Origin of the sequence: Agromyces excoecariae (assembly GCF_051715505.1) — a bacterium.
GTDB lineage: Bacteria > Actinomycetota > Actinomycetes > Actinomycetales > Microbacteriaceae > Agromyces.
Genome location: NZ_JBPSLA010000012.1, coordinates 49,038 through 75,578 on the forward strand (window position 1 = coordinate 49,038; position 26,541 = coordinate 75,578).

General features: G+C 70.0%; 19 protein-coding genes. 3 read left to right on the plus strand and 16 right to left on the minus strand.

Annotation, left to right across the window (positions count from 1 at the left end):
- Positions 1 to 12 precede the first annotated feature (12 nt).
- The 3 genes from zwf to pgl are packed head-to-tail and all read left to right on the plus strand — an operon-like array spanning position 13 to position 3,283.
- Positions 13 to 1,554, plus strand: coding sequence for a glucose-6-phosphate dehydrogenase (zwf, locus tag ACSJD1_RS11980; RefSeq protein WP_438855535.1), 1,542 nt, complete (start codon positions 13 to 15; stop codon positions 1,552 to 1,554).
- Positions 1,551 to 2,516: a glucose-6-phosphate dehydrogenase assembly protein OpcA gene (locus tag ACSJD1_RS11985; RefSeq protein WP_438855536.1), complete on the plus strand. Its 966-nt coding sequence runs from the start codon at positions 1,551 to 1,553 to the stop codon at positions 2,514 to 2,516. Before zwf ends, ACSJD1_RS11985 begins: the two co-directional genes overlap by 4 nt.
- Complete coding sequence (gene pgl, locus ACSJD1_RS11990; protein WP_438855537.1) at positions 2,513 to 3,283, plus strand: 6-phosphogluconolactonase; 771 nt, start codon at positions 2,513 to 2,515, stop codon at positions 3,281 to 3,283. The genes ACSJD1_RS11985 and pgl overlap by 4 nt, the downstream gene beginning before the upstream one ends.
- Before the next feature lie 91 nt (positions 3,284 to 3,374).
- Here the strand turns inward: pgl and ACSJD1_RS11995 are convergent, their stop codons facing one another.
- From ACSJD1_RS11995 to ppsA, 16 genes are all read right to left on the minus strand, one after another.
- The gene (locus ACSJD1_RS11995) at positions 3,375 to 3,740 is read right to left on the minus strand and encodes an RNA polymerase-binding protein RbpA (protein WP_438855538.1); all 366 of its coding nucleotides are present in this window, start codon (positions 3,738 to 3,740) and stop codon (positions 3,375 to 3,377) included.
- Between the two features lie 10 nt (positions 3,741 to 3,750).
- Complete coding sequence (gene secG / locus ACSJD1_RS12000; RefSeq protein ID WP_067947350.1) at positions 3,751 to 4,002, minus strand: preprotein translocase subunit SecG; 252 nt, start codon at positions 4,000 to 4,002, stop codon at positions 3,751 to 3,753.
- Positions 4,003 to 4,207: 205 nt separating this feature from the next.
- A complete protein-coding gene (gene tpiA / locus ACSJD1_RS12005; protein ID WP_438855539.1) occupies positions 4,208 to 4,996 on the minus strand; it encodes a triose-phosphate isomerase in 789 nt (262 codons plus the stop codon).
- Positions 4,987 to 6,201, minus strand: a complete 1,215-nt coding sequence (locus ACSJD1_RS12010; protein ID WP_438855540.1) for a phosphoglycerate kinase — start codon at positions 6,199 to 6,201, stop codon at positions 4,987 to 4,989. Before ACSJD1_RS12010 ends, tpiA begins: the two co-directional genes overlap by 10 nt.
- Positions 6,202 to 6,212: 11 nt before the next feature.
- The gene (gap, locus tag ACSJD1_RS12015; RefSeq protein ID WP_438855541.1) at positions 6,213 to 7,217 is read right to left on the minus strand and encodes a type I glyceraldehyde-3-phosphate dehydrogenase; all 1,005 of its coding nucleotides are present in this window, start codon (positions 7,215 to 7,217) and stop codon (positions 6,213 to 6,215) included.
- A gap of 96 nt (positions 7,218 to 7,313) precedes the next feature.
- Positions 7,314 to 7,940, minus strand: a complete 627-nt coding sequence (locus ACSJD1_RS12020; protein ID WP_438855542.1) for a superoxide dismutase — start codon at positions 7,938 to 7,940, stop codon at positions 7,314 to 7,316.
- A gap of 127 nt (positions 7,941 to 8,067) precedes the next feature.
- On the minus strand, positions 8,068 to 9,048 hold the full coding sequence (whiA, locus tag ACSJD1_RS12025; RefSeq protein ID WP_438855543.1) for a DNA-binding protein WhiA: 981 nt from the start codon (positions 9,046 to 9,048) through the stop codon (positions 8,068 to 8,070).
- Positions 9,049 to 9,090: 42 nt separating this feature from the next.
- Entirely contained in the window at positions 9,091 to 9,963 is an 873-nt protein-coding gene (rapZ, locus tag ACSJD1_RS12030; RefSeq protein WP_438855544.1) for an RNase adapter RapZ, read from the minus strand.
- Between the two features lie 42 nt (positions 9,964 to 10,005).
- Positions 10,006 to 11,976, minus strand: a complete 1,971-nt coding sequence (gene uvrC, locus ACSJD1_RS12035) for an excinuclease ABC subunit UvrC (protein WP_438855545.1) — start codon at positions 11,974 to 11,976, stop codon at positions 10,006 to 10,008.
- Positions 11,977 to 11,978: 2 nt separating this feature from the next.
- Positions 11,979 to 14,870 (minus strand): excinuclease ABC subunit UvrA, encoded by a 2,892-nt coding sequence (uvrA, locus tag ACSJD1_RS12040; protein ID WP_438855546.1) that lies wholly within the window; start codon positions 14,868 to 14,870, stop codon positions 11,979 to 11,981.
- 108 nt (positions 14,871 to 14,978) lie between these two features.
- Positions 14,979 to 17,042 (minus strand): excinuclease ABC subunit UvrB, encoded by a 2,064-nt coding sequence (uvrB, locus tag ACSJD1_RS12045; protein ID WP_438855547.1) that lies wholly within the window; start codon positions 17,040 to 17,042, stop codon positions 14,979 to 14,981.
- A 102-nt stretch (positions 17,043 to 17,144) separates the two neighbouring features.
- On the minus strand, positions 17,145 to 17,762 hold the full coding sequence (coaE, locus tag ACSJD1_RS12050) for a dephospho-CoA kinase (protein ID WP_438855548.1): 618 nt from the start codon (positions 17,760 to 17,762) through the stop codon (positions 17,145 to 17,147).
- Between the two features lie 203 nt (positions 17,763 to 17,965).
- Positions 17,966 to 19,414, minus strand: coding sequence for a 30S ribosomal protein S1 (gene rpsA, locus ACSJD1_RS12055; protein ID WP_438855549.1), 1,449 nt, complete (start codon positions 19,412 to 19,414; stop codon positions 17,966 to 17,968).
- Between the two features lie 219 nt (positions 19,415 to 19,633).
- On the minus strand, positions 19,634 to 21,298 hold the full coding sequence (locus tag ACSJD1_RS12060; protein ID WP_438855550.1) for a DUF885 domain-containing protein: 1,665 nt from the start codon (positions 21,296 to 21,298) through the stop codon (positions 19,634 to 19,636).
- Between the two features lie 85 nt (positions 21,299 to 21,383).
- Complete coding sequence (gene polA, locus ACSJD1_RS12065) at positions 21,384 to 24,071, minus strand: DNA polymerase I (protein ID WP_438855551.1); 2,688 nt, start codon at positions 24,069 to 24,071, stop codon at positions 21,384 to 21,386.
- A 52-nt stretch (positions 24,072 to 24,123) separates the two neighbouring features.
- Positions 24,124 to 26,463 (minus strand): phosphoenolpyruvate synthase, encoded by a 2,340-nt coding sequence (ppsA, locus tag ACSJD1_RS12070; RefSeq protein ID WP_438855552.1) that lies wholly within the window; start codon positions 26,461 to 26,463, stop codon positions 24,124 to 24,126.
- Positions 26,464 to 26,541 lie beyond the last annotated feature (78 nt).

Consider the following 26,541-nt stretch of genomic DNA (forward strand, 5'->3'; position numbering starts at 1 on the left):
CCTGGAGCACACATGCATCCGGTCGAGATCACGGCGTCGCACAATCCGTTGCGATCGCCCAAGGACTACCGCCTGAACCGGATCGCCGGCCCGTCGAGCCTCATCATCTTCGGCGTGACCGGCGACCTCTCCCGCAAGAAGCTCATGCCCGCGGTCTACGACCTCGCGAACCGGGGCCTGCTTCCGCCGGGCTTCGCCCTCGTCGGGTTCGCCCGGCGCGACTGGGAGGACGAGGACTTCGCCCAGGTCGTCCACGACTCCGTCAAGCAGTACGCCCGCACGGAGTTCCGCGAGGACGTCTGGAACCAGCTCTCGCAGGGCATCCGCTTCGTCCAGGGCACGTTCGACGACGACGAGGCGTTCGAGCGCTTGCGCACCACCGTCCAGGACCTGGACCGCGAGCGGGGCACCATGGGCAACCATGCGTTCTACCTCTCGATCCCGCCCAAGTCCTTCCCGCAGGTGACCGAGCAGCTCAAGCGGTCGGGCCTGACCGAGCAGAAGGGCGACCAGTGGCGACGCGTCGTCATCGAGAAGCCGTTCGGGTCCGACCTCAAGACCGCGATCGAGTTGAACGATGTCGTCGCATCGGTCTTCCCGCCCGACGCGGTGTTCCGGATCGACCACTACCTCGGCAAGGAGACGGTCCAGAACATCCTCGCGCTCCGGTTCGCCAATCAGCTCTACGAACCCATCTGGAACGCCAACTTCGTCGACCACGTGCAGATCACCATGGCCGAGGACATCGGCGTGGGCGGTCGTGCAGGTTACTACGACGGCATCGGCGCCGCGCGCGACGTCATCCAGAACCACCTGCTGCAGCTGCTCGCGCTCACCGCGATGGAGGAGCCGATCTCGTTCGACGCTGCCGACCTGCGTGCCGAGAAGGAGAAGATCCTCCGCGCGGTGCGACTGCCGTCCGACCTCGCGACGGCGACCGCACGCGGGCAGTACTCGGGAGGATGGCAGGGCGGCGAGAAGGTCACGGGCTTCCTCGACGAGGACGGGATGAACCCCGACTCGACGACCGAGACCTACGCGGCCATGAAGCTGCTCATCGGCACGCGCCGTTGGGCGGGCGTCCCCTTCTACCTCCGCGCCGGCAAGCGCCTCGGACGTCGGGTCACCGAGATCGCGGTCGTGTTCAAGCGGGCCCCCCAGCAGGTGTTCGCCGACAGCCAGACCTCGCAGCTCGGCCAGAACGCCCTGGTCATCCGGGTCCAGCCCGACGAGGGCGTCACCATCCGCTTCGGCTCGAAGGTCCCGGGAGCCGGCATGCAGGTGCGCGACGTGACCATGGACTTCGGGTACGGTCATGCGTTCACCGAGGCCAGCCCCGAAGCGTACGAACGCCTCATCCTCGACGTGCTCCTCGGCGACCCGCCGCTCTTCCCCAGGCAGGAGGAGGTCGAGCTCTCCTGGAAGATCCTCGACCCGATCGAGGAGTTCTGGGCGACGCAGGGTCGGCCCGAACAGTACAAGCCGGGTTCGTGGGGTCCGTCCTCGGCCGACGCGCTCCTCGCCCGCGACGGACGCACCTGGAGGCGCCCATGATCGTCGAACTGCCCGACACGACCACGAGCAAGGTCTCGAAGACGCTCGTGAAGATCCGCGAGGAGGGCGGCGTCGTCGCCCTCGGCCGTGTGCTGACCCTCGTCATCGCCACCACGCACGACGGCGAGGAGGAGGCCATCGAAGCCGCGAACGACGCCTCACGCGAGCACCCGATGCGCGTCATCGTGGTCTCGACCGAGGACGAGGGCGAGGCAGGACCCAGCCGACTCGACGCGGAGATCCGCGTCGGCGGCGACGCCGGCGCCAGCGAGGTCGTCATCCTCCGGGCGAGCGGGGACGCCGCACAGGACGAGCAGGGGCTCGTGATGGGACTGCTCCTACCCGATGCGCCGGTCGTCACCTGGTGGCCCGGCGCCGCGCCCGAGGTGCCCGGAGACTCGCCGCTCGGTCGAATCGCCCAGCGCCGCATCACGGACGCCTCGACGCAGCCCGACCCGCAGGCGGCGCTCGACGCCCTCGCCACGAGCTACCGCCCCGGCGACGCCGACTTCGCCTGGACCCGGCTCACGCTGTGGCGTGCGCAACTGGCCGCAGTGCTCGACCAGCCGCCCTTCGAACCGGTGAGCACCGTCCAGGTCACGGGATCCATCGATTCTCCCTCGACGACGCTGCTCGCCGCCTGGTTGTCGATGCAGCTCGGCGCGACGACGAACTGCGCGCTCACCGGGCTCGAGCACGGGTCCCACGGCATCCGCGGGGTCTACCTCGGCCGCGCCTCCGGCACGATCGAACTCGTGCGGGATGTCCCGGGCGTGGCCACGCTCCGCCAGCCCGGGCAGCCGGTGCACGACGTCGCACTCCCCCGACGCAGCCTCCGCGACTGCCTCGCCGACGAGCTGCGCCGCCTCGATCCCGACGAACTGTACGGTGAGGTGATCACCCGCGGTCTCGGGCTGCTGCCCGCCCACCGCACCGCCGAGAGCGAAGGAGCCCCCGCATGACGAACGAGCGGCGCGTACTCGTCCACCCCGACAAGGACACCCTCGCCGGGGCGGTCGCCGCTCGCTTCATCACCAAGGTCCTCGACCTGCTCGACGTGCAGGAGACGATCCACGTCGTCCTCACCGGAGGATCGATGGGCGCCGCCGTGCTCGAGGCCGTCTGGGCGTCGCCGGCCCACAAGTCGGTGGACTGGCAGCGCGTGCACTTCTGGTGGGGCGACGAACGATGGGTCCCCGCAGGCGACGACGAGCGCAACGACCGCCAGTCGCGGGAGGCGCTCCTCGACGCGCTGCAACTGCCGGAGGATCACATCCACCCCTTCCCGGCCTCGGACTCCGGGCTCTCGCTCGACGAGGCCGCTGACGCCTACGCCGCCGAGCTCGCCAGGTACGGCGCCGAGGGGCAGCCGCATCCGGTCTTCGACATCGTGTTCCTCGGCGTGGGTCCGGACGGACACATCGCCTCCCTGTTCCCGCATCGATCGGGCATCCAGGTCGTCGATCGACCGGTCATCGCCGTCCGCGAGTCGCCGAAACCGCCGCCGGAGCGATTGAGCCTCACGCGCCCCGTCATCAACGCCGCGCAGCGGATCTGGCTGGTGCTCGCCGGAGCAGACAAGGCGTCGGCCCTCGGGCTCGCCCTGGCCGGCGCCAGCCGTGACGAGGTGCCCGTCGCGGGGATCAAGGGCCGCAGGCGCACGGTGTTCTTCGTCGACCGGGCCGCCGCCGCCGAGGTGCCCGACGCGCTCATCGCCCGCGACTACTGACGGGCGCCGAGGTCGAACGCGCCATCGGTCAACGAACGACGAAGGGCCGCCCGAACGGGGCGGCCCTTCGTCGTTCCCGGGATCGGGACGCTCAGTCGTTCGAGGCAGTTCCCCGACGCGCGCGCAGCTGCTGCAGCGCCTCTTCGAGGAGCGCCGCAGCCTCCTCCTCGCTGCGACGTTCCTTCACGTACGCGAGGTGGGTCTTGTACGGCTCGAGCTTCGCAACGGCCGGCGGATTGTCCTTGTCGCGACCGGCGGGCAGGCCGGTCGACGGGCTGTCGATGACGTCGGGGATCTCCTCCTCGGGCACGTTCGCCGCGAAGTGCCGCACGGTCTCGTTGCCCTGAGCGTCCCAGTAGCTCACGGCGACGCGCTCGGCGTGGAAGCCGCGGTCCTGCTCGCCCATCGGCCCCGACCCGACCCGCGAACCGCGGATCGCACTGTTTCCAGAAACCACGTCGCCTCCGTCAGATTCCGGCGTCGAACTTGGTGATGAGACCGAGCACCACGATGCACGTCACCCAGACCAGTCCGAGGATGATGGTGATGCGGTTGAGGTTGCGCTCCGCCACCCCGGACGCACCGAGGTTCGAGGTGACGCCGCCGCCGAACATGTCGGACAGCCCGCCACCGCGGCCCTTGTGCAGCAGGATCAGGAGCGTGAGCAGGATGCTCGTGAGGCCGAGCAGCACCTGCAGGACGACCTGGAGAATCTCCACGGTGAAACCTTTCCGGGCATGACCGGGTATGTCGATGCCGCCTGTCGAGTATAGCCGCAGCGCCGTGCGGGCCCCGGGCGCGCGGCGGGCGCGGCCGGGCGGGGCGGGGACCCGGCGGGGGCGCCCCTGCCCCCCCGCCCGGCGCCCGCCCCGGCGGGGGGGGCCCCCCCCCCCCCCGCCGCGGCAACGGGTCGGGCTGTTCGGTTCAGGCCCCGACGTGCTTCTTGAATCGGACGATGCTCGAGAACTCGTCGAGATCGAGGCTCGCGCCGCCGACGAGCGCGCCGTCGACGTCGGGCTCGCGCATGAAGGCCGCGATGTTCGCCGCCTTCACCGAACCGCCGTAGAGGATGCGCGTCGACGCTGCGAGGTCGGCGCCGGCGATCTCGGCCAGTACTGCGCGGAGGGCCGCGGCGACCTGCTGCGCCTGCTCCGGCGTGGCCGCCTGGCCCGACCCGATCGCCCAGACCGGCTCGTACGCGACGACGAGGCCCTTCGAGACATCGACGCCCTCGAGCGCTGCGCGAAGCTGCGCCACGGGCACGGCGCTGGCGCCGTGCTGCTCCAGGTCCTCGGCGGTCTCGCCGACGCACAGTACGGGCACGAGCCCGTGACGGTGGGCGGCGACGACCTTCGCGTTGACGACATCGTCGGTCTCCGAGTGCATCGTGCGCCGCTCCGAGTGCCCGATGATGACGTACGCGCAGTCGAGCTTCGCCAGGAATGCTCCCGACACCTCGCCGGTGTAGGCTCCCGAGTCCTTTGCCGAGAGGTCCTGCGCACCGTACTTGACGGGCAGGTCGTCCGCCGCGACGAGGGTCTGCACCGAGCGGAGGTCGGTGAACGGCGGGAAGACCGCGACCTCCGCGTCGGCGAAGTCGTGCTTCGCGTCGGAGAGGTTCCATGCGAGCTTCTGCACGAACGCGATCGCCTGCAGGTGATCGAGGTTCATCTTCCAGTTGCCCGCGATGAACGGGGTGCGGGTCACTGCCATCCGAGGACCTCCAGTCCGGGGAGCTTCTTGCCTTCGAGGAATTCCAGGCTCGCGCCGCCGCCCGTCGAGATGTGCCCGAAGGCCGACTCGTCGAAGCCGAGCTGGCGCACGGCCGCGGCCGAATCGCCGCCGCCGACGACGCTCAGGCCGTCGACCTCGGTGAGCGCGGCTGCGACGGTGCGCGTGCCGTCGGCGAAGGGAGCGAGTTCGAACACGCCCATCGGGCCGTTCCAGAACACGGTCTTCGCGGCCCTCACGCGCTCGGCGAACGCGGCGGCCGTGTCGGGGCCGATGTCGAGGCCGAGCCCGGAGGCGCCGAACGGCGTCTCCTCGATCGCGTCGGCCGCGGCGACCTGATGCGCCGCATCGGCCGAGAACGATGCGGCGACGACGACGTCCGTCGGCAGGACGATGTCGACGCCGCGCTCCGCGGCATCCGCGAGGTAGCCCTTCACCGTGTCGATCTGGTCCGCTTCGAGCAGGCTCGAACCGACCTTGTGGCCCTGCGCGGCGAGGAAGGTGAACAGCATTCCGCCGCCGATGAGCAGCGCATCGACCCGCGGAAGGAGGTGCTCGATGACGCCGAGCTTGTCGGACACCTTGGAGCCGCCGAGCACCACCACGTAGGGGCGCTCCGGGTTCTCGGTGAGCCGGTCGAGCACGTCGAGCTCGGCCGCGATGAGCAGGCCCGCCGCACTCGGGCGGAGCTGCTCGAGCTCGTACACGCTGGCCTGCTTGCGGTGCACGACCCCGAACCCGTCGGAGACGACCGCATCGGCGAACTCGGCGAGCTGACCGGCGAACGCCGTGCGCTCCGCCTCGTTCTTGCTCGTCTCCCCCGGGTTGAACCGGAGGTTCTCGAGCACGAGCACCTCGCCGTCGCCGAGCTCGGCGACCTTGGCCGCGGCATCCTCGCCGACCGTGTCGGCGGCGAAGGAGACCGGGGCCGCCAGCAGGTCGCCGAGGCGCGAGGCCACCGGCTCGAGGCTGTACCTCGGGTCGGGCGCGCCCTCGGGGCGGCCGAGGTGCGAGATCACGATCACCTTGGCGCCCTGTTCGACGAGTGCGGTGAGCGTGGGGACCGACGCGCGCACGCGGCCGTCATCCGTGATGACCCCGTCCTTGAGCGGGACGTTGAGGTCGCAGCGGACGACGACGCGCGTTCCGGCGAGCGGACCCAGGGAATCGATGGTCCTGAGGGTCACGTCTGCTCGCCTCAGAGTCGCTCGGCCACGTACTCGGTGAGGTCGACGAGGCGGTTGGAGTAGCCCCACTCGTTGTCGTACCACGCCGAGAGCTTGACCTGGTCGCCGATGACGCGCGTGAGCCCCGCGTCGAAGATCGACGAGTGCGGGTCGGTCGTGATGTCGCTCGAGACGATCGGGTCCTCGGTGTACTTCAGGATGCCCTTCATCGGACCCTCGGCGGCCTTCTTGTAGGCGGCCTTGACCTCGTCGACCGTCACCGGGCGCGACGCCGTGACCGTCAGGTCGGTGATCGATCCGGTGGGCACGGGCACGCGCAGCGCGAAGCCGTCGAGCTTGCCGACGAGCTCGGGCAGCACCAGGCCGATCGCCTTCGCGGCACCGGTCGAGGTCGGCACGATGTTGATCGCGGCGGCACGGGCGCGGCGGAGGTCCTTGTGCGGGCCGTCCTGCAGGTTCTGGTCGGCGGTGTACGCGTGCACGGTGGTCATCAGGCCGCGTTCGATGCCGAACTCGTCGTTGAAGACCTTGGCGAGCGGCGCGAGGCAGTTCGTCGTACAGGAGGCGTTGGAGATGATGTCGTGGTTGGCCGGGTCGTACGAGTCCTCGTTCACGCCCATGACGAAGGTCGCATCCTCGTCGGTCGCGGGCGCGGAGATGAGCACCTTCTTCGCGCCGGCGTCGAGGTGCTTCCTCGCATCGGCGGCCTTGGTGAAGAAGCCGGTCGACTCGATGACGATGTCGACGCCGAGGTCGCCCCACGGCAGGTTCGCGGGGTCGCGCTCGGCGAAGGCCTTGATGGCCTTGCCGTCGACGATGAGGTTCTCGTCGTCGTACTCGACCGTCGCGTCGAGGCGCCCGGTGATCGAGTCGTACTTCAGCAGGTGCGCGAGCGTCTGGTTGTCGGTGAGGTCGTTCACCGCGACGATCTCGAGGTCGGCGCCCTGGGCCAGGGCGGCGCGGAAGTAGTTGCGGCCGATACGGCCGAAGCCGTTGATGCCGATCTTTACAGACACAGGAAATCTCCCCTGTAGTGACGGGCGCGATCGCGCTTTCGAGATGGATCTGTTCGGACGGCGGTGTCCCCGGACGGCGTCCGGGGACACCATCCGCTATGACAGTAGCAGCAGGCCTGAGGTCTTCTCAGTGGCGGCCTGGAAGCGCCGCTGGACGTTCTCCCAGCTCACGATGTTCCAGAACGCCTTCACGTAGTCGGCGCGCACGTTCTTGTAGTCGAGGTAGTACGCGTGCTCCCACACGTCGAGCATCAGCAGCGGCACGATGCCCGCGGGGAGGTTCGCCTGCTGGTCGAAGAACTGGACGATGATCAGGCGCTGCCCGATCGAGTCCCATGCGAGCACGGCCCAGCCCGACCCCTGCACGCCGAGCGCGGTCGCGGTGAAGTGCGCCTGGAACTTCTCGAACGAGCCGAAGTGGTCGCCGATCGCCGAGGCGAGCTCGCCGGTCGGCTCGTCGCCGCCGTCGGGCGACATGTTGGTCCAGAAGATCGAGTGGTTGACGTGACCGCCGAGGTTGAACGCGAGGTCCTTCTCGAGCTTGTTCACGTTGGCCAGGTTGCCGGAGTCGCGCGCCTCGGCCAGCTGCGCGAGCGCCGTGTTCGCACCGGTCACGTACGCCTGGTGGTGCTTCGAGTGGTGCAGCTCCATGATCGTGCCGCTGATCGACGGCTCGAGGGCGCCGTAATCGTAGGCGAGCTCAGGGAGGGTGTAGTCAGCCATTGCTTCTCCTTGTCAGCAGCCGGGTGAACCGGACGTCTGCCCGGGGACCGCGGCGTTCTCGATCCTATGCCCGTGGTCGGGCCGGATGACGGGGGTTGACGGCCTTCGGCCGCCGTTCGGGCATCGTTCAGACGTCGTCGAGGTCGGCCGGGAGGTTCGCCTCGGTGCCCGGCACCCCGAGTTCGACGGCGCGCTTGTCGGCCATCGCCAGCAGGCGGCGGATGCGACCTGCGACCGCGTCCTTGGTCAGGGGCGGGTCGGCGTGGTGGCCGAGCTCGTCGAGGCTCGCGTCGCGATGAGCGAGGCGGAGGTCTCCCGCGTACTTCAGGTGCTCGGGGATCTCGTCGCCGAGGATCTCCATCGCGCGTTCGACCCGCGCGCACGCAGCGACCGCGGCCTGTGCGGAGCGCCTGAGGTTCGCGTCGTCGAAGTTCACGAGCCGGTTCGCCGTCGCCCGGACCTCGCGGCGCTGGCGAAGTTCCTCCCAGTTGCGGACGGTCTCCTCGGCACCCATGACCGCGAGCATCGAGCTGATCGCCTCGCCGTCGCGGATGACGACGCGGTGCACGCCGCGGACCTCGCGCGCCTTCGCCGAGACGCCGAGGCGCCCAGCGGCACCGACGAGCGCCATCGCGGTCTCGCCGCCGGGGCAGGTCACCTCGAGTGCGGCCGAGCGGCCCGGATCGGTCAGGCTCCCCCGCGCCAGGAACGCGCCCCGCCAGACGGCGGCGACCTCGTCGCGCGAACCCGTGGTCAGCTTGTTCGGGAGCCCCCGCACCGGACGGCGACGCGCGTCGAGGAGCCCGGTCTGGCGCGCGAGCGTCTCGCCGCCATCGAGGACGCGCACCAGGTACTGGTTCGTCCGACGCAGGCCCGACGCCCCGATCACCGAGACGTCGGGCCGCACGCCGTACAGTTCCCCGAGGTCGCGGGTGACTCGGCGCGCGATCGAGGGCGCGTCGAGTTCGGCCTCGATGGCGATGCGCCCCGAGATGATGTGGAGTCCCCCGGCGAAGCGGAGCACGGAAGCGAGCTCCGCGGCGCGGACCGAGGTCCGGGTCACCTCGACGTTCGCCAGCTCCTCTTTCACCTCAGCGGTCAGGGCCACGTGGTCGTCCTCTCTGTGTTGCGTCGGCGCAGCGGCGCCCGTTCATTCCCGTCCGAGATCGCGGTGCTTGATGCTGACCGCCAGTCCGGGGATCGTGCTCAGCCTCGCCGCGAGCTCGCGGACGAGGGCCACCGAGCGGTGCTTGCCACCGGTGCAGCCGAGTGCGATGGTCGCATGGCGCTTGTTCTCGCGCTGGTACCCCTCGAGGACCGGCCGGAGCGCCTCGACGTACGCGTCGAGGAACTCGAGCGCTCCGGGCTGTGCGAGAACGTAGTCGGAGACCTCGGCGTCCTCGCCGGTGTGCGCGCGCAGTTCGGGCTCCCAGAACGGGTTCGGAAGGAACCTCGCATCTGCCACCATGTCGGCGTCGGTCGGCAGGCCGTACTTGAATCCGAAGCTCTGGACGATCACGCGCAACCCCGCGCGGTTCTCCTCGGCGAAGGTCTCGGTGACGAGGGTCGCGAGCTGGTGGATGTTGAGGTCGGAGCTGTCGACGATGATGTCGCTCGATTCGCGGACCTCCGCGAGCTTGCCCCGCTCGGCGGTGATCCCGTCGAGCAGGGTGCCGTCGCCCTGCAGCGGGTGGGGCCGGCGCACCGACTCGAACCGGCGCACGAGCACCGCATCGTTGGCGTCGAGGAAGACCACGCGGACGTCGACCCTGTCGCGGAGCGACTCGACCATCTCCTGCAGTTCGGAGAAGAACGTGCCGCCGCGGATGTCGACCACCGCGGCGATGCGCGGCAACGAGGCCCCCGCCCGCTGGGCGAGTTCGACGAGCGGCCGGAGCATCTGGGGCGGCAGGTTGTCGACGACGTACCAGCCGAGGTCCTCGAGCGCGTCGGCGACGGTGGAACGGCCCGCTCCCGACATCCCCGTGACGATGAGCATCTCCTGGCGATCACCGTCGGTCATCTCGCTCGGCGCTCCCTTCCTGCGTTCCCCCGATGATCCAGCCTAGTCCGCGGCGGACCGGCGCGTTCCCTCCAGGTGGGCTCGAATCGACGCCGCGAGGCTCGGGCCGATCCCCGGCACTTCCGCGATCGCGGACTCGTCGGCCTGGCGGAGTCGGGCCACGGAACCGAAGTGCTTCAACAGCGCCTTGACGCGTGCCGGCCCGAGACCCGGCACTTCTGAGAGGACCGTCGTGATGTCGCGCTTGCGGCGCTGGCGCTGGTGGGTGATCGCGAAGCGGTGCGCCTCATCGCGGATGCGCTGGAACAGGAAGAGGGCGTCGCTGTTGCGCGGGAGGATCACGGGGAATTCGGAGTCCGGCGTCCAGATCTCCTCGAGCCGCTTGGCGATGCCGCAGAGGTAGACGCCCTCGACGCCCGACTCGCGGAGCGCCCGCTCGGCGGCCGCCACCTGCGGTTGACCGCCATCGACCACGAGCAGGTTCGGGCGGTACGCGAACTTCGCACGACGCGTGGGAGTGACGATCTCGCCGTCGACCGTCGGATCGACGGTGGCGTCCGCCTCCCGCTCGCCCGAGGCGACCCGGGCGTCGCCGACGCCCGAGGCATCCGACCCGCCCGCATCGCTCGCCGGCGCTGCAAGGTAGGCGAGGCGCCGCGTGAGCACCTGGTGGATGGAGTCGGTGTCGTCGGTGGTGTTCGGGATGGTGAACCGACGGTACTCGTCCTTCCGCGGCAGGCCGTCCTCGAAGACGACCATCGAGGCCACGACGTTCGTGCCGCTCAGGTGCGACACGTCGAAGCATTCGATGCGCAGCGGCGCGTCGGCCATGCCGAGTGCCTCCTGGATGTCCTCCAGCGCGCGCGATCGCGCCGTGAAGTCGGCGCTGCGCCGCGTCTTGTAGAGCACGAGCGTCTGGCGCGCGTTCTGCGTCGCCGTCTCGAGCAGCGCGGCCTTGTCGCCCCGGCGGGCGGCGCGGAGGCGGACCTTCCGACCACCGAGCGCCGCCAGCCATCCCTCGAGCGCCTCGGCGTCGTCGGGCAGCGCGGGCACCACGACCTCGGCGGGTGGACGGGTGTCGTCGCCGTACGCGTTCTGCACCACCGAGTCCACGAGCTCGCCGAGGCTCATGTCGAGCTCGGTGTCGACGGTCCACGACCGCACGCCGCGGATCCGACCGCCGCGGACCATGAACAGGTGCACGGCTGCGGCGAGCTCGTCGTGGTCGATGCCGAAGACGTCGACGTCGACGTGCTCGCGGAGGACGACGGCGCTCTTCTCGAAGAACGACTCGGCCGCGACCAGCTCGTCGCGCCGCCGGGCCGCGGTCTCGTAGTCCTGCACGGCGGCCGCTGCGCGCATCTGCTGCGTGAGGTCGGTGATGATGCGGCGGTCCTGGTTCTGCATGAAGGCGACGAAGCGGTCGACGTTCGCCCGGTGCTCCGCCATCGTCACCCGGCCGGAGCACGGGCCGAAGCATCGTCCGATCTGCCCGGCGAAGCAGGGCTTTCCCGTCTGCATCGCGCGCTTGTAGTCGGAGTCCTTGCACGTGCGGATCGGGAAGAGCTTCAGCAGCAGGTCGAGCGTCTCGTTGACGGCCCAGACCTTCGGGTAGGGACCGAAGTACTTCGCGCCCGGGATGCCGCGCCGGCGCGTGACGATCGCACGCGGCGCCTCGTCGGCCAGCGTCACCGCCAGGTACGGGTACGACTTGTCGTCGCGGTACTTGACGTTGAACGGCGGATCGAATTCCTTGATCCAGGTGTACTCGAGCTGGAGCGCTTCGATGTCGTTGCCGACCACGGTCCATTCGACGGAGGCTGCCGTCGTCACCATCCGACGCGTGCGCTCGTGCAGGGTCCGGAGCGGCGCGAAGTAGTTCGACAACCGAGCGCGCAGGTTCATCGCCTTGCCGACGTACAGGACGCGTCGGTCGGCGTCGCGGAATCGATACACGCCCGGATCGGTCGGGATCTCGCCCGGACGCGGACGGTAGGGGACGGTGCTCGCCATGCTCAGCTGGCGGCGACCGCCGGGCCGGCGGCGGCCTCGAGGATCTCGCGCAGGAAGTACCCCGTGTGGCTCTCGTGGACCTCGGCCACCTGCTCGGGCGTACCCGTCGCGACGACCTGCCCGCCGCCCGAGCCGCCCTCCGGCCCGAGGTCGATGATCCAGTCGGCCGACTTGATGACGTCGAGGCTGTGCTCGATGACGATCACGGTGTTGCCCTTCTCGACGAGCTTGCCGAGCACCTTCAGCAGCTTCCGCACGTCTTCGAAGTGCAGGCCGGTCGTCGGCTCGTCGAGCACGTAGACGCTCCGACCGTTCGACCGACGCTGCAGCTCGGTGGCGAGCTTGACCCGCTGCGCCTCACCGCCGGACAGGGTCGTGGCGCTCTGGCCGAGCTGGACGTAGCCCAGGCCCACGTCGACGAGCGTCTTCAGGTATCGGTGGATCGCCGAGATCGGCTCGAAGAACGCGGCCGCCTCGCTGATCGGCATCTCGAGCACCTCGGCGATGTTCTTGCCCTTGTAGTGGACCTGCAGCGTCTCGCGGTTGTACCGCTGGCCGCCGCAGACCTCGCACGCGACGTACACGTCGGGGAGGAAGTTCATCTCGATCTTGATCGTGCCGTCGCCCGAGCAGGCCTCGCAGCGGCCGCCCTTGACGTTGAAGCTGAACCGGCCGGGCAGGTACCCGCGCGCCTTCGCCTCCGCCGTCTCCGAGAAGAGCGTGCGGATGCGGTCGAACACGCCCGTGTAGGTCGCGGGGTTCGAGCGCGGGGTCCGGCCGATCGGGGCCTGGTCGACGTGCACCACCTTGTCGAGGTGCTCGAGACCGCTCACGCGGCGGTGCTTGCCCGGCACCTTGCGCGCCCCGTTCAGCCGGTTGGCGAGCACCCGGTAGAGGATGTCGTTCACGAGCGACGACTTGCCCGATCCGCTCACGCCCGTCACCGCGGTGAAGGTCCCGAGGGGGAACTCGACGTCGACGCCGCGAAGGTTGTTGGCCTGCGCGCCCTCGACGCGGATGACCCGGGACGGGTCGACCGGGCGGCGCGTCGACGGGATCGCGATCTCCTTCCGGCCGGCGAGGTAGTCGCCCGTGAGGGACCGGGTGTTCTTCATGAGGTCGGCGTAGCTGCCGCTGTGGACGACCGTGCCGCCGTGGACTCCGGCACCCGGGCCGATGTCGACGATCCAGTCGGCCGTGCGGATCGTGTCCTCGTCGTGCTCGACCACGATGAGCGTGTTGCCGAGGTCGCGAAGGGCCACGAGCGTGTCGATGAGCCGCCGATTGTCGCGTTGGTGCAGTCCGATGCTGGGCTCGTCGAGCACGTAGAGGACGCCGGTCAGGCCGGACCCGATCTGCGTCGCCAGCCGGATGCGCTGCGCCTCGCCGCCCGAGAGCGTGCCGGCCGCGCGCGCCAGGTCGAGGTAGCTGAGGCCGACGCGGATGAGGAAGTCGAGCCGGAGCTTGATCTCGCGGAGCACCTGGGCCGCGATCGCCTGCTCGCGATCCGTCAGCTCGAGGCGGTCCATGAACGCACGCGCGTCGTGCAGGCTGAGCCTGCAGACGTCGGCGATCGACGCGTCGTGGATCAGGACCGACAGCACCTCCGGCTTCAGCCGGTCGCCGCGGCAGACCGGGCAGGGGATCTCGCGGAGGTACTCGGCCCAGCGCGCACGCTGCACGTCGGTCTCGGCCTGGAGGTACTGCCGTTCGATGTAGGGCACCACGCCCTCGAAGCCCGAGGTGTAGCTCATCTCGCGCCCGTATCGATTGCGCCAGCGCACGCGCACCTCGAAGTTGTCGCCGCGCAGGACGGCGTGGCGGGCGTCAGCGTCGAGCTCCTCCCACGGCGTGTCCAGCGAGAAGCCGAGGTCGCGGGCCAGCCCGTCGAGGAGCTTCTCGTAGTAGTTGTAGAGGCTCTTGCCCTGCGAGGTCCACGGGAGGATGACGCCCTCGGCGATGCTGAGGGCCGGGTCGCCGAGCAGCAGCTCCTCGTCGACCGACATCCGGGTGCCCAGCCCGGAGCACTCGGGACACGCGCCGAAGGGGGCGTTGAACGAGAACGTCCGCGGCTCGATCTCGGTGAGCGCGATCGGGTGCTGGTTCGGACAGCTCAGCTTCTCGGAGAAGGTCTGCCAGGCGGCATCGCCCTCGCGGTCGACGAAGTTGACCTGCACCAGGCCATCGGTGAGGCGCAACGCGGTCTCGAGCGAGTCGGTGAGCCGACCGAGGATGTCGTCGGAGGCCACGAGCCGGTCGATGACGACCGAGATGTCGTGCTTGACCTGCTTCTTCAGCTTCGGCGCCTCGTCGAGGCGGATGAGCTCGCCGTCGACGACGGCGCGGGAATACCCCTGCCCGGAGAGTTCGCGGAAGAGATCGACGAACTCGCCCTTCTTCTGCGAGACGACCGGGCTCAGCACCTGGAAGCGCGTGCCCGATTCGAGCTCCATGAGTCGATCGGCGATCTGCTGCACGGTCTGCCGCTGGATCCGCTCGCCGCACACCGGGCAGTGCGGCACGCCGATTCGCGCCCAGAGCAGGCGCATGTAGTCGTAGATCTCGGTGATCGTGCCGACCGTCGACCGCGGATTGCGGTTCGTGGACTTCTGGTCGATCGACACCGCCGGGCTGAGGCCCTCGATGAAGTCGACATCGGGCCGATCGACCTGGCCGAGGAACTGCCGCGCGTACGCGGAGAGCGACTCGACGTAACGACGCTGGCCCTCGGCGAAGATCGTGTCGAACGCGAGGGAGGACTTGCCCGACCCCGAGAGGCCGGTGAACACCACCATCGCGTCGCGAGGGATCTCGACGTCGACGTCGCGCAGGTTGTGGACGCGTGCCCCGCGGACACTCAGGCGCGAATGGGCATCGAGACGTGAAACTGGCACCCTACGAGTCTACGAACGGCCTCCGACACTCTCGCCGTGAGCGCACCTGCTGAGAGCGAACACACGTTCGAAGCGCTCTCGGATGTCGCGTGGTCGTACCGTCGTCGATCAGCCGAGATGCCCGGCCTTCTCCATCTGGCGCAGCTCGCGCTTCAACTCCGAGACCTCGTCGCGCAGCCGCGCCGCGAGCTCGAACTTCAACTCGCCGGCGGCCTCGAGCATCTGGTCGTTGAGGTCGCGGATGAGCTCCTCGAGGTCGTTCGCCCCGGCCGCGGCGATGCCGTCGCGTCGCATCGGGACCGGCGACGACTTCCGCCCGTCGCGCCCGGCGAGGAGCGCGGCGGTGTCGGCCTCCTCGCGGGCGAGCACTTCGGTGATGTCGGCGATCCGCTTCCGGAGCGGCGTCGGGTCGATGCCGTTCACCCGGTTGTAGTCGATCTGCCGGTCGCGCCGACGATTCGTCTCGTCGATCGCGAGCCGCATCGATTCGGTCATCACGTCGGCGTACATGTGGACCTGGCCGGAGACGTTGCGCGCTGCTCGACCGATCGTCTGGATGAGCGAGGTCGATGACCTGAGGAAGCCCTCCTTGTCGGCGTCGAGGATCGCAACGAGCGACACCTCGGGCAGGTCGAGGCCCTCGCGGAGGAGGTTGATGCCCACGAGGACGTCGTAGACCCCCGCGCGCAGCTCCGTCAGGAGCTCGACGCGTCGGAGCGTGTCGACGTCGGAGTGCAGGTACCGCACGCGCACGCCGGCCTCGGTGAGGAAGTCGGTGAGCTCCTCCGCCATCCGCTTCGTGAGCGTCGTGACGAGCACACGCTCGTCGCGCTCGGCGCGACCTCGGATCTCCTCGAGCAGGTCGTCGATCTGGCCCTTGCTGGGCTTCACGACGATCTCGGGGTCGACGAGCCCGGTCGGACGGATGATCTGCTCGACCACGCCGTCGGCGATGCCCATCTCGTACCGGCCCGGCGTCGCCGAGAGGTACACGGTCTGGCCGACCCGGTCCTTGAACTCGTCCCACTTCAAGGGCCGGTTGTCGAGCGCGCTCGGCAGCCGGAACCCGTGCTCGACGAGCGTGCGCTTGCGCGACGCATCGCCCTCGTACATCGCGCCGATCTGCGGCACGGTGACATGCGACTCGTCGATCACGACGAGGAAGTCGTCGGGGAAGTAGTCGAGCAGGCAGTGCGGCGCCTCGCCCGGCGCCCGGCCGTCGATGTGGCGCGAGTAGTTCTCGATGCCCGAGCAGAAGCCGATCTGCTCCATCATCTCGAGGTCGAACGTCGTGCGCATCCGCAGCCGCTGCGCCTCGAGGAGCTTTCCCTGGCGCTCGAGCTCCTGCAGCCGCTCGTCGAGCTCGTCGCGGATCGTGCCGATCGCCCGCTGCATGACGTCGACGCTCGCGACGTAGTGCGAGGCCGGGAACACCGGTACCGCATCGAGCTTCGCCACGACCGTGCCGGTCAGGGGGTGCAGGCTGTGCAGCGCCTCGACCTCGTCGCCGAACATCTCGATCCGGATGGCGTGCTCCTCGTAGACCGGGATGATCTCGATCGTGTCGCCGCGCACGCGGAACGTGCCGCGCGAGAAGTCGACGTCGTTGCGCTGGTACTGCATGGAGACGAACTTCCGGATGAGCCAATCGCGGTCGACGCGCTGGCCGACCTGCAGCGGCATCATCGCGCTGAGGTACTCCTCGGGTGTTCCGAGGCCGTAGATGCACGAGACGGTCGAGACCACGACGACGTCGCGGCGGCTCAGCAGCGAGTTCGTGGTCGAGTGCCGGAGTCGCTCGACCTCGGCGTTGATCGAGGAGTCCTTCTCGATGAAGGTGTCGGTCTGGGGAACGTACGCCTCGGGCTGGTAGTAGTCGTAGTACGAGACGAAGTACTCCACCGCGTTGTTCGGCATGAGCTCGCGGAACTCGTTCGCGAGCTGTGCCGCGAGCGTCTTGTTGTGCGCGAGCACGAGCGTCGGCCGCTGCACCTGTTCGATCAGCCAGGCGGTGGTGGCGGACTTGCCGGTGCCCGTCGCGCCGAGCAGCACCACATCGGTCTCGCCGGCATTGATGCGGGCCGCGAGATCGGCGATCGCCTGGGGCTGGTCGCCGCTCGGCGCGTACTCGCTGATGACCTCGAACGGGCGCACTGAACGGGTCGACTGCATGGATTCGAGTCTAGGTCGGTGCACCGACACTCGGTCCGGGTACGCCGTGGGCGTACCCGCACGTCGCTCGGCGCTCACCGGACCGGGTGGCACCGGCCCGGATCACGCGTGCTCGGCGCGCCTCGCGCGGTCGATGTCGACCCAGAGGGCATCGGCCTGGCTCATCGTGTGGGCGATCGTGCCACCCGTGTCGATGACGACATCCGCCACCGCACGCCGCTCCTCGTCGCTCACCTGCGCATCCACGCGCGCCTCGGCCTGGATCGGATCGAGCCCGCGCTCCTCGACGAGTCGCTTGACCTGGGCGCGCTTCGGCGCGCTGGTGACGACGACGAGGTCGAACGGATGGTCGACCTGCGCCTCCACGAGGAGCGGGACGTCGTAGACGACGACCGCCTCCGGATCGTCGGCTTCGGCCTTCGCGATGAGCTTCGCGGACAGCTCTCGGACCGCGGGATGCACGATCGCGTTCAGCCTGGCTCGTGCGTCGTCGTCGCGGAACACGAGCTCGCCGAGTCGCTGCCGATCGAGGGTGCCGTCGGGCCTTCGCACCTCCTCGCCGAACGCGTCGACGATCTCCTGCAGGCAGGTGGTTCCCGGCTCGACCACGCGTCGGGCGAGCTGGTCGGCGTCGAGGTGGATGGCGCCGTGCTCGACGAGTCGACGCGCGACGGTGGACTTGCCCGACGCGATGCCGCCGGTGAGGCCGATCAGATACACACGACCACTCTATTGGTGCGCGACTCCTCACCCGACGACGCGACGATGCCGAGGCGGGATGCTCTGGGCGGCCGCCGCGTCGCGCTGTCGTGCGCGGCGCCGTCCGAACCGTGCTCGAGCGTTCGCGGAGACGCCGGAAGGCCGGCCCCCGTGGGGACCGGCCTTCCGCGTGCCGTTCGCGCAGCGCGAGCCGCGCGTTTCGACTAGTTGCTCGAGAGCTTCTCGCGCAGCGCCGCCAGCGAGGCGTCGTCGGCGAGGGTGCCCGCGCCGGCCGAGTCGCTGGAGTACGACGAGGTGCCCGACGAGAACGAGTCGTCCGACGCCTGCGCCGCGAGCGAGGCCGCGACCTGCTTCTTGTGCGCCTCCCAGCGAGCCTGGGCGGCAGCGTACTCCTGCTCCCACTTCTCGCGCTGGGCGTCGAAGCCCTCGCGCCACTCGTTGGTCTCGGGGTCGAAGCCCTCGGGGTACTTGTAGTTGCCCTGCTCGTCGTACTCGGTGAGCATGCCGTAGAGCGCCGGGTCGAACTCGGTGCCCTCGGGGTCGACGCCGTCGTTGGCCTGCTTGAGCGAGAGCGAGATGCGGCGACGCTCGAGGTCGATGTCGATGACCTTGACGAAGACCTCCTCGCCCACCGACACGACCTGCTCGGCGAGCTCGACGTGACGGCCCGACAGCTCCGAGATGTGCACGAGGCCCTCGATGCCGTCCGCGACGCGCACGAACGCACCGAACGGCACGAGCTTCGTGACCTTGCCCGGGGTGACCTGGCCGATCGCGTGCGTACGCGCGAAGACCTGCCACGGGTCCTCCTGGGTCGCCTTGAGCGACAGCGAGACGCGCTCGCGGTCGAGCTCGACGGAGAGCACCTCGACGGTGACCTCCTGGCCGACCTCGACGACCTCGGACGCGTGCTCGATGTGCTTCCACGAGAGCTCCGAGACGTGGACGAGGCCGTCGACGCCACCGAGGTCGACGAACGCACCGAAGTTGACGATCGACGAGATGACGCCCTTGCGGATCTGTCCCGGGTGGAGGTTCTGCAGGAAGGTCGAGCGCGACTCCGACTGGGTCTGCTCGAGGAGGGCACGACGCGACAGGACCACGTTGTTGCGGTTCTTGTCGAGCTCGAGGATCTTCGCCTCGATCTCCTGGCCCAGGTACGGCGTGAGGTCGCGGACGCGGCGCAGCTCGATGAGCGACGCGGGCAGGAAGCCGCGGAGGCCGATGTCGACGATGAGGCCGCCCTTGACGACCTCGATGACCGAGCCGGTGACGACCCCGTCGTTCTCCTTGATCTTCTCCACGTCGCCCCACGCGCGCTCGTACTGCGCGCGCTTCTTCGACAGGATCAGGCGGCCTTCCTTGTCCTCCTTCTGGAGGACGAGGGCCTCGACGGTGTCGCCGACCTCGACGACCTCGCTGGGGTCGACGTCGTGCTTGATGGAAAGTTCGCGCGAGGGGATGACACCCTCGGTCTTGTAGCCGACGTCGAGGAGGACCTCGTCGCGGTCGATCTTCACGACGGTGCCCTCGATGAGGTCGCCGTCGTTGAAGAACTTGAGCGTCTTCTCGACCGCGGCGAGGAAATCGTCAGCAGATCCGATGTCGTTGATCGCGACCTGCTTGGGCGCCTTGGTCGTTGCGGTTGTCATGTAGTGGATGCTCCGAATGGACAGTATCGGGCCCGACGCGGGAAGAGCGGTGTCTTTGGTTGGTCCGCGACGGGCAGGCGGACAGGATCGTCACACGAGTGACACTCCATCCTAGCGGGACGCGACTGCACGCAGCAACCCGGGCGTGTCGCGGCATCGTCCGCCCCGACCGCCCGTGCGACGGTCCCGCGTCGCCGGCCGATCCGAGCCGGCAGCGCCTCAGGCCGCCAGGGCGCCGCGCAGCGTGTCGAGCCCGACCCCGCCGAGCGAGAGCGCCCGTCGGTGGAACTCGCGGATGTCGAAGCGCTCTCCGTCGCGCCGGCGCACGTCGTCGCGAAGCTGCTCCCAGATGCGCTGCCCGACCTTGTACGAGGGCGCCTGACCGGGCCAGCCGAGGTAGCGGTGCACCTCGAATCGCACGAACTCGGGCGGCATGTTGACGTTGCGTCCCATGAACTCGAACGCGTACTCCCCCGTCCACGCGCCTTCGCCGTCGGGGCGCTGCTTGCCGAGGTGCACGCCGATGTCGAGGACGACCCGCGCCGCGCGCATCCGCTGGCCGTCGAGCATGCCGAGCCGGTCGGCCGGGTCGTCGAGGTACCCGAGGTCCTGCATGAGCCGCTCCGCGTAGAGCGCCCACCCCTCGGCATGCCCCGACGTGCCCGCGAGCTGCCGTCGCCAGGTGTTCAGCTGCCTCCGGTTCACGACGGCCTGGCCGATCTGCAGGTGATGGCCGGGCACGCCCTCGTGGTACACCGTGGTCTTCTCGCGCCATGTGTCGAACTCGGTGACGCCCTCGGGCACCGACCACCACATCCGACCCGGGCGCGTGAAGTCGTCGCTCGGACCCGTGTAGTAGATGCCGCCCTCCTGGGTCGGCGCGATCCGGCACTCGAGCGTCCGGATCTCATCCGGGATGTCGAACTGGGTCGTCGCGAGCTCGGCGACGGCACGGTCGCTGGTCTCCTGCATCCAGCGTTGCAGCGCGTCGGTGCCGACGAGCTTGCGCGCCGGGTCGGACTCGAGGTGGGCGACCGCCTCCTCGACGCTCGCGCCCGGGAGGATCTCGTTCGCGACGGCCTCCTGCTGGGCCACCATCCGGGCCAGCTCCTCGATGCCCCACTCGTACGTCTCGTCGAGGTCGATCACCGCGCCGAGGAAGTGCCGCGATCGGAGCGCGTAGACCTCCCGCCCCACCGCGTCGGCCTCACCGGCGCGCGGTGCGAGCTCGCCCTCGAGGAATTCGGCGAGTCGGCCGTAGGCGGATGCCGCCTCCGCGGCGCCGGCGTCGAGGTCGCGTCGCAGCGCCTCGCCGGCCGCCGCGCCCGCGCCCCCGACGAAGGCGGCGAAGAAGCCATCGGGTCGGGCGTGCCGCTGGGCCTGGACCGCGACCTCATGGACCTGGCGGGCCGCCGGCACGATGCCGCGCTCGATCCCGAGGCGAAGGGTCTGGACGTAGCCGTCGAGCGCCCCGGCGACCGCGCCGAGCCTCGTCGAGATCCGCGCCCAGTCCTCTTCCGCGGCGGTGGGCATCAGGTCGAAGACCTCGCGGATCTCCTGGGCAGGGCTCGCGATGACGTTGAGGTCGCGGAGGTGCAGTCCTGCGGCATCCGCCTCGAGGTCGAGCCCGAGCTCGCCGCCGAGGTCGGCCACCGTGATCCGATCCACGTCGTCGACCGGGCCCGCCGCCTGGAGCGCCGCTCGTGTCGCCCGCGCCGCCGCGACGCGCGCCTCGTGGCCGTCGGGCGAGAAGTCCGGAAGGCGGTGGTCCTGGTCGGTGCGACCGATGTAGGTCCCGACGTTCGGATTCAGTCGGACGACCGTGTCGACCCACTCCTCGGCGATTCGGTCGACGTCTGTGGGAGTGCGGTCTTCGGTGGCCATGACGGCGAGCCTAGACGAGCGGATGCCGCGCCCGCGAAGTCGCGAGGAGGCCTCGCGTCCGGGCGATCGTCCGGGCCACCTGGGCTCAGTGCGCCGCATCCTCCCAGTCGCGCCCGCGACCGACCTGCACGTCGAGCGGCACGAGGAGATCGGCCGCGTGCGCCATCCGGTCGTGCACCAGCGCCTCGAGCTCGTCGCCCTCGCCCTGGGCCACCTCGAAGATGAGCTCGTCGTGCACCTGCATGAGCATCCGCGAGCGCAGGTCGCGCTCCCGCAGCTCGCGCTCGACGCCGATCATCGCGAACTTCATGATGTCGGCGGCCGAGCCCTGGATCGGTGCGTTGAGCGCGGCACGCTCGGCGTTCTCGCGGAGCACCCGGTTCGGGCTGTTCAGGTCGGGGAACGGGCGGCGTCGGCCGAAGATCGTCTCGGTGTACCCGTCGAGCTTGGCCTGGGCGACCACGCCGCGGAGGTAGTCGCGGACCGCGCCGAAGCGCTCGAAGTAGTCCTTCATCAGCTGCGTCGCTTCAGCCCGATCGATGCGGAGCTGCTTCGAGAGGCCGAACGCGCTGAGGCCGTAGGCGAGGCCGTACGACATCGCCTTCACCTTCGTGCGCATCAGCGGCGTGACCTCGGCCGGGTCGACGTCGAAGATTCGCGCGCCCACGAAACGGTGCAGGTCCTCTCCGGAGTGGAAGGCCTCGATGAGTCCCGGATCCTCCGAGAGGTGCGCCATGATGCGCATCTCGATCTGCGAGTAGTCGGCCGTGAGCAGCTCGACGTAGTCGGCGCCGTGCGTGAACGCGGCGCGGATGCGCCGCCCCTCCTCGGTGCGGACCGGGATGTTCTGCAGGTTCGGGTCGGTCGACGAGATCCGGCCGGTCGTGGTGCCGACCTGCACGTAGCTCGTGTGGACGCGGCCGTCGGACTGGATCGACTTGTCGAGCGTCTCGACGATCTGCCGGAGCTTCGTGGCATCGCGGTGCTCCAGGAGCAGGCCGAGGAACGGGTGCGGGTTCGTCTCCTGCAGATCGGCCAGCGCTCCGGCATCGGTCGAGTAGCCCGTCTTCGTGGCGCGCGTCTTCGGCATGCCGAGCTGGTCGAACAGCACCTCCTGGAGCTGCTTCGGCGACCCGAGGTTCACCTCGCGGCCGATCTCGTCGTACGCCGACTGCGCGAGCGCGGCCGCCCGCTCCCCGAGCTGGCCCGAGAGCTCGGTGAGCTTCGCGTGCTCGACCGTGACGCCGCGCAGCTCCATCTCGGCCAGGACCCCGACGATCGGGATCTCGATCTCGGCAAGGACCCGCCGCGATCCCTCGGAGAGCGCCGCGAGCACGTGCGGGGCGACGCGCAAGGAGTACCACGCGAACTCCGGCGCACCGGCCGTGCTGTCGGCGTCGGGCACGAGTTGCGACGGGTCGGCCATCGGAACGGTCTCGCCGAGGTAGCGGGAGACGAGGTCGACGAGGTCCTTCTCCGCCAGGCTCGGGCGGACGAGCCATCCGGCGATCAGCGTGTCGACCACGAGTCCGTCGAAGGGCAGCCCGGATCTCCGCAGCGCCTTGAGCTGCGGCTTCGCATCGGTCATCACCTTCGGGGCATCGCTCGCGAGCCAAGCCTCGAACGGTGCGAGCTCGATCGAGCCGGCGGTCCAGTCGAGCCGCACGCTCTCGGCCGTGCTCGCGATGCCGGCGCCGATCACCCGGCCGTCGAGCACCTCGAGGCTGAGGCCGAGGCCGGCGGGCTCTGCCGCCGTCGCCCGGGCGAACCAGGCTGCGAGCTCATCGCCCCGAAGTGCTCGCGCGACCGGGGCGACCGCGGCCGGCTCGGCCTCCGCGGAGAGCGCGGCGGTGCCGTCGGCAGTCACGCCGTTCGACTCGGCCGCCATCTTGGTGACGCGCTCGAGCAGGGTCTTGAACTCGAGCCGGTCGAACAGCTCGCGCACGGCGGCCTCGTCCATCGGCTGCGCCGCGAGGTCGGGGAGCTCGACGTCGAGGTCGAGATCGCGGACGAGTCGATTGAGCCGGCGGTTGCGGACCGCGTTCTCGCGCTCGCGGCGCAGGTTGTCTCCGACGACGCCCTTGATCTCGTCGATGTGCTCGAGGATGCCGTCGAGGCTGCCGTACAGGCCGAGCCACTTGACGGCGGTCTTCTCCCCGACCTTCGTGATGCCGGGCAGGTTGTCGCTCGTCTCGCCGACGAGCGCGGCGACGTCGGGGTACTGCTCGGGACGGACCCCGTACCGCTCGAGGACGGCGTCGGCGTCGTAGCGCTTCAGCTGCGACACGCCCTGCACGTTGGGGTACAGCAGCGTGACGTCGTCGTCGACGAGCTGGATGGTGTCACGGTCGCCGGAGACGACGAGCACGTCGAAGCCCTCCGCTGCGCCACGCGTGGCGAGCGTGGCGAGGATGTCGTCGGCCTCGAAGTCCTCCTTCTCGAGCACCGTGATCCGCATGGCGCGCAGCGCCTCCTTCAGGAGGCCGATCTGCCCCTTGAACTCCTGCGGCGTCTCGCTGCGGTTGGCCTTGTACTCGGTGTACTCGCGAGTGCGGAACGACTGCCTCGACGTGTCGAAGGCGACGGCCAGGTGCGTCGGCTTCTCGTTGCGCAGCAGCATGAGCAGCATCGACAGGAAGCCGTGGATGGCGTTCGTGTGCTGACCGTCTCGGGTGCTGAAGCTGTCGACGGGGAGGGCGTAGAAGGCGCGGTAGGCCAGCGAGTGACCGTCGACGACGAGCAGGGTGGGCTTCACGGGGGTGGGGTCGGGCACTCGTCAAGAGTACAAGCGGGCACCGACACCCCTCCGCCGCGAGTCCGGTCCGTCAGGGCGCCGACGCGCCCCGCGCCGCGTCGAGGAGGATCCGCCGCTCCGCGGCCGCGACGACCCGGCGCGTGCGCTCCGCGGCATCCGGGTTGACCGAGATCGAGTCGATTCCGAAGCGCACGAGGTGCTCGGCGAACGCCGGGTCGTTCGAGGGCGCCTGGCCGCACAGGGACGAGGTGATGCCGGACGCGTGACAGGCCGTGATGATGCGCTCGATCGCATCCAGGACCGCGGCGTCGGACTCGTCGAACAACTCGGCGCAGATCTCTGAGTCGCGGTCGACGCCGAGCATGAGCTGCGTGAGGTCGTTCGAGCCGATCGAGACGCCGTCGATGCCCATCGCGGCGTACTCCGGAATGCGATGGACCACCGAGGGGACCTCGGCCATCACCCATCGCCTGAGGCCGCGCTGGCGGCCCAGCGGGCTCGCGTCGATGAGCTCGAGGCACGCCTCCAACTCCCAGCGCGTGCGCACGAACGGCAGCATCACGTGCAGGTTCGGCGTCTCCTCGCGCACGATCGCGAGCATCTCGAGCTCGAGCGCGAAGAGCTCGGGCTCCTTCACGTACCGGTACGCGCCGCGGTACCCGATCATCGGGTTGTTCTCCTGCGGCTCGAAGCGGTCGCCGCCCTCGAGGCCGCGGAACTCGTTCGTGCGGAAGTCGATGGTGCGGTAGACCACCGGCCGTCGCCCGAACGCGCGCGTCACCGTCAGCAGCGACCCGGTCATGCGGCGGACGAACTCGTCGCGCTCCCCGCGCGCGAGCATCTCGCGCGGGTGCAGTCCGCCGAGGGCGTCGGTGATCATGAACTCCGCGCGCAGCAGCCCCACCCCGTCGACGTCGAGGGCGGCGACGTCCGCCGCACGGTCGGCGATCGCGAGGTTGACGTAGAGCTTCGTGGCGAGCGACTCGGCCCCGATGCCGCCTCCGGACGGCGGCGCGACCGGCGAGGTCGTGGCCGGGGATGCGGATGGCGCGGCCGACGCCGGCCCCGCGGCATCCGCCCCCTCGACCACCTCGCCCTTCGCGCCGTCGACCGTGACGAGTTCGCCGTCGCGCAGCAACGTGGTCGCGGTGCGCGCACCGACGACCGCGGGCACGCCGAGCTCGCGCGCGACGATCGCGGCGTGGCAGGTCATGCCGCCCCCGTCGGTCACGACCGCGGCCGCGCGGCGCATGGTCGGGACCCAGTCGGGATTGGTCATGGGCGCGACGAGGATCTCCCCCGCCTGCAATGCCCCGCCTTCGGCCGGGCTCTGCAGGATCCGGACGCGTCCGGTCACGTGCCCGGGCGCGGCGCCCAGGCCGCGCAGCAGCACCGTCCCGACGGGCGGGCCGTCGGCCGGCGAGGCCTCGTCCGCCGGTCCGCCCCCGAGCGTGGTCACGGGTCGCGACTGCAGCAACCACAACCGGCCGCCCGAATAGGCCCACTCGACGTCCTGCGGCTCGCCGTAGTGCGCTTCGACGCGAAGGCCGAGGGCGGCGACCTCGAGCACCTCGTCGTCGGTGAGCACGCGCGCGTCCGCTTCGGCACCGTCCAGGTCCTCGCGCACGACCGCGCCGTCGGCGGTGGGGACCAGCCGGTGCGTCTGGCGGCCGACCCGCACCGAGAGCAGGCGCGGGCCCTGCTTCGCGACGACGTACGTGTCGGGCTCGACGGCGCCGGAGACGACGACCTCGCCGAGCCCCAGCGCCGCCTCGACCACGAGCCGGTCACGGGCACCCGTCGACGGGTCGACCGTGAACATCACGCCCGAACGGTCGGACGCGACCTGCGCCTGCACGACGACGGCGAGCATCGGCTCCTCGTCCATGCGCTGGCTCGAGCGGTACGCGATGACGCGGTCGCCGTAGAGCGAGGCCCAGCAGTCCCGGATGCGATCGAGCACGGCCGCCTCGCCGATGACGTTGTTGTACGTCTCGTGCATGCCGGCGAACGACGTACCCGCGGCGTCCTCGGACGTCGCCGACGAACGGACGGCCACCGAGGCGCCCCCGAGGCGGCGGTACTCGCCGAGGACGGCGTCGCGCACGCGCTCGGGGAACGTCACCGCGCGCACCGCCTCGCGAAGCTCGGCGGCCGCACGCGGGAGCGCCTCCGGGTCCTCGGACACCGCGGCGGCGGCCCGGAAGCCGTCGAGCAGCCGCGACCGGATGCCGGCGTGCTCGATCGCCTCCAGGTAGGCCTCGGCCGTGACGATGAAGCCCGGCGGGACCGGAAGCCCCGCTGAGGTCGTCTCGCCGAGGTTCGCCCCCTTGCCGCCGACGGATGCCGCGTCGCCGAGGCGCACGTCCTCGAAGCGGGTGACCAGGGTGGACGTGACCTCGTGCAGCATCGTGCGCTCCGATTCGCTCGGCACCGGGGCCGGGCCGCCCGGGTACGCACACATCGTGCACATGGGCCCGCTCACCGG

What these genes read in the sequence shown, in the direction of transcription:
- zwf (WP_438855535.1), top strand. Translation starts at nt 13, where the DNA reads ATGCATCCGGTCGAGATCACGGCGTCGCACAATCCGTTGCGATCGCCC.
- ACSJD1_RS11985 (WP_438855536.1), top strand. Translation starts at nt 1,551, where the DNA reads ATGATCGTCGAACTGCCCGACACGACCACGAGCAAGGTCTCGAAGACG.
- pgl (WP_438855537.1), top strand. Translation starts at nt 2,513, where the DNA reads ATGACGAACGAGCGGCGCGTACTCGTCCACCCCGACAAGGACACCCTC.
- tpiA (WP_438855539.1), bottom strand. Translation starts at nt 4,996, where the DNA reads ATGGCAGTGACCCGCACCCCGTTCATCGCGGGCAACTGGAAGATGAAC.
- ACSJD1_RS12020 (WP_438855542.1), bottom strand. Translation starts at nt 7,940, where the DNA reads ATGGCTGACTACACCCTCCCTGAGCTCGCCTACGATTACGGCGCCCTC.
- rapZ (WP_438855544.1), bottom strand. Translation starts at nt 9,963, where the DNA reads ATGACCGACGGTGATCGCCAGGAGATGCTCATCGTCACGGGGATGTCG.
- uvrC (WP_438855545.1), bottom strand. Translation starts at nt 11,976, where the DNA reads ATGGCGAGCACCGTCCCCTACCGTCCGCGTCCGGGCGAGATCCCGACC.
- uvrB (WP_438855547.1), bottom strand. Translation starts at nt 17,042, where the DNA reads ATGCAGTCGACCCGTTCAGTGCGCCCGTTCGAGGTCATCAGCGAGTAC.
- rpsA (WP_438855549.1), bottom strand. Translation starts at nt 19,414, where the DNA reads ATGACAACCGCAACGACCAAGGCGCCCAAGCAGGTCGCGATCAACGAC.
- ACSJD1_RS12060 (WP_438855550.1), bottom strand. Translation starts at nt 21,298, where the DNA reads ATGGCCACCGAAGACCGCACTCCCACAGACGTCGACCGAATCGCCGAG.
- ppsA (WP_438855552.1), bottom strand. Translation starts at nt 26,463, where the DNA reads ATGCTGCACGAGGTCACGTCCACCCTGGTCACCCGCTTCGAGGACGTG.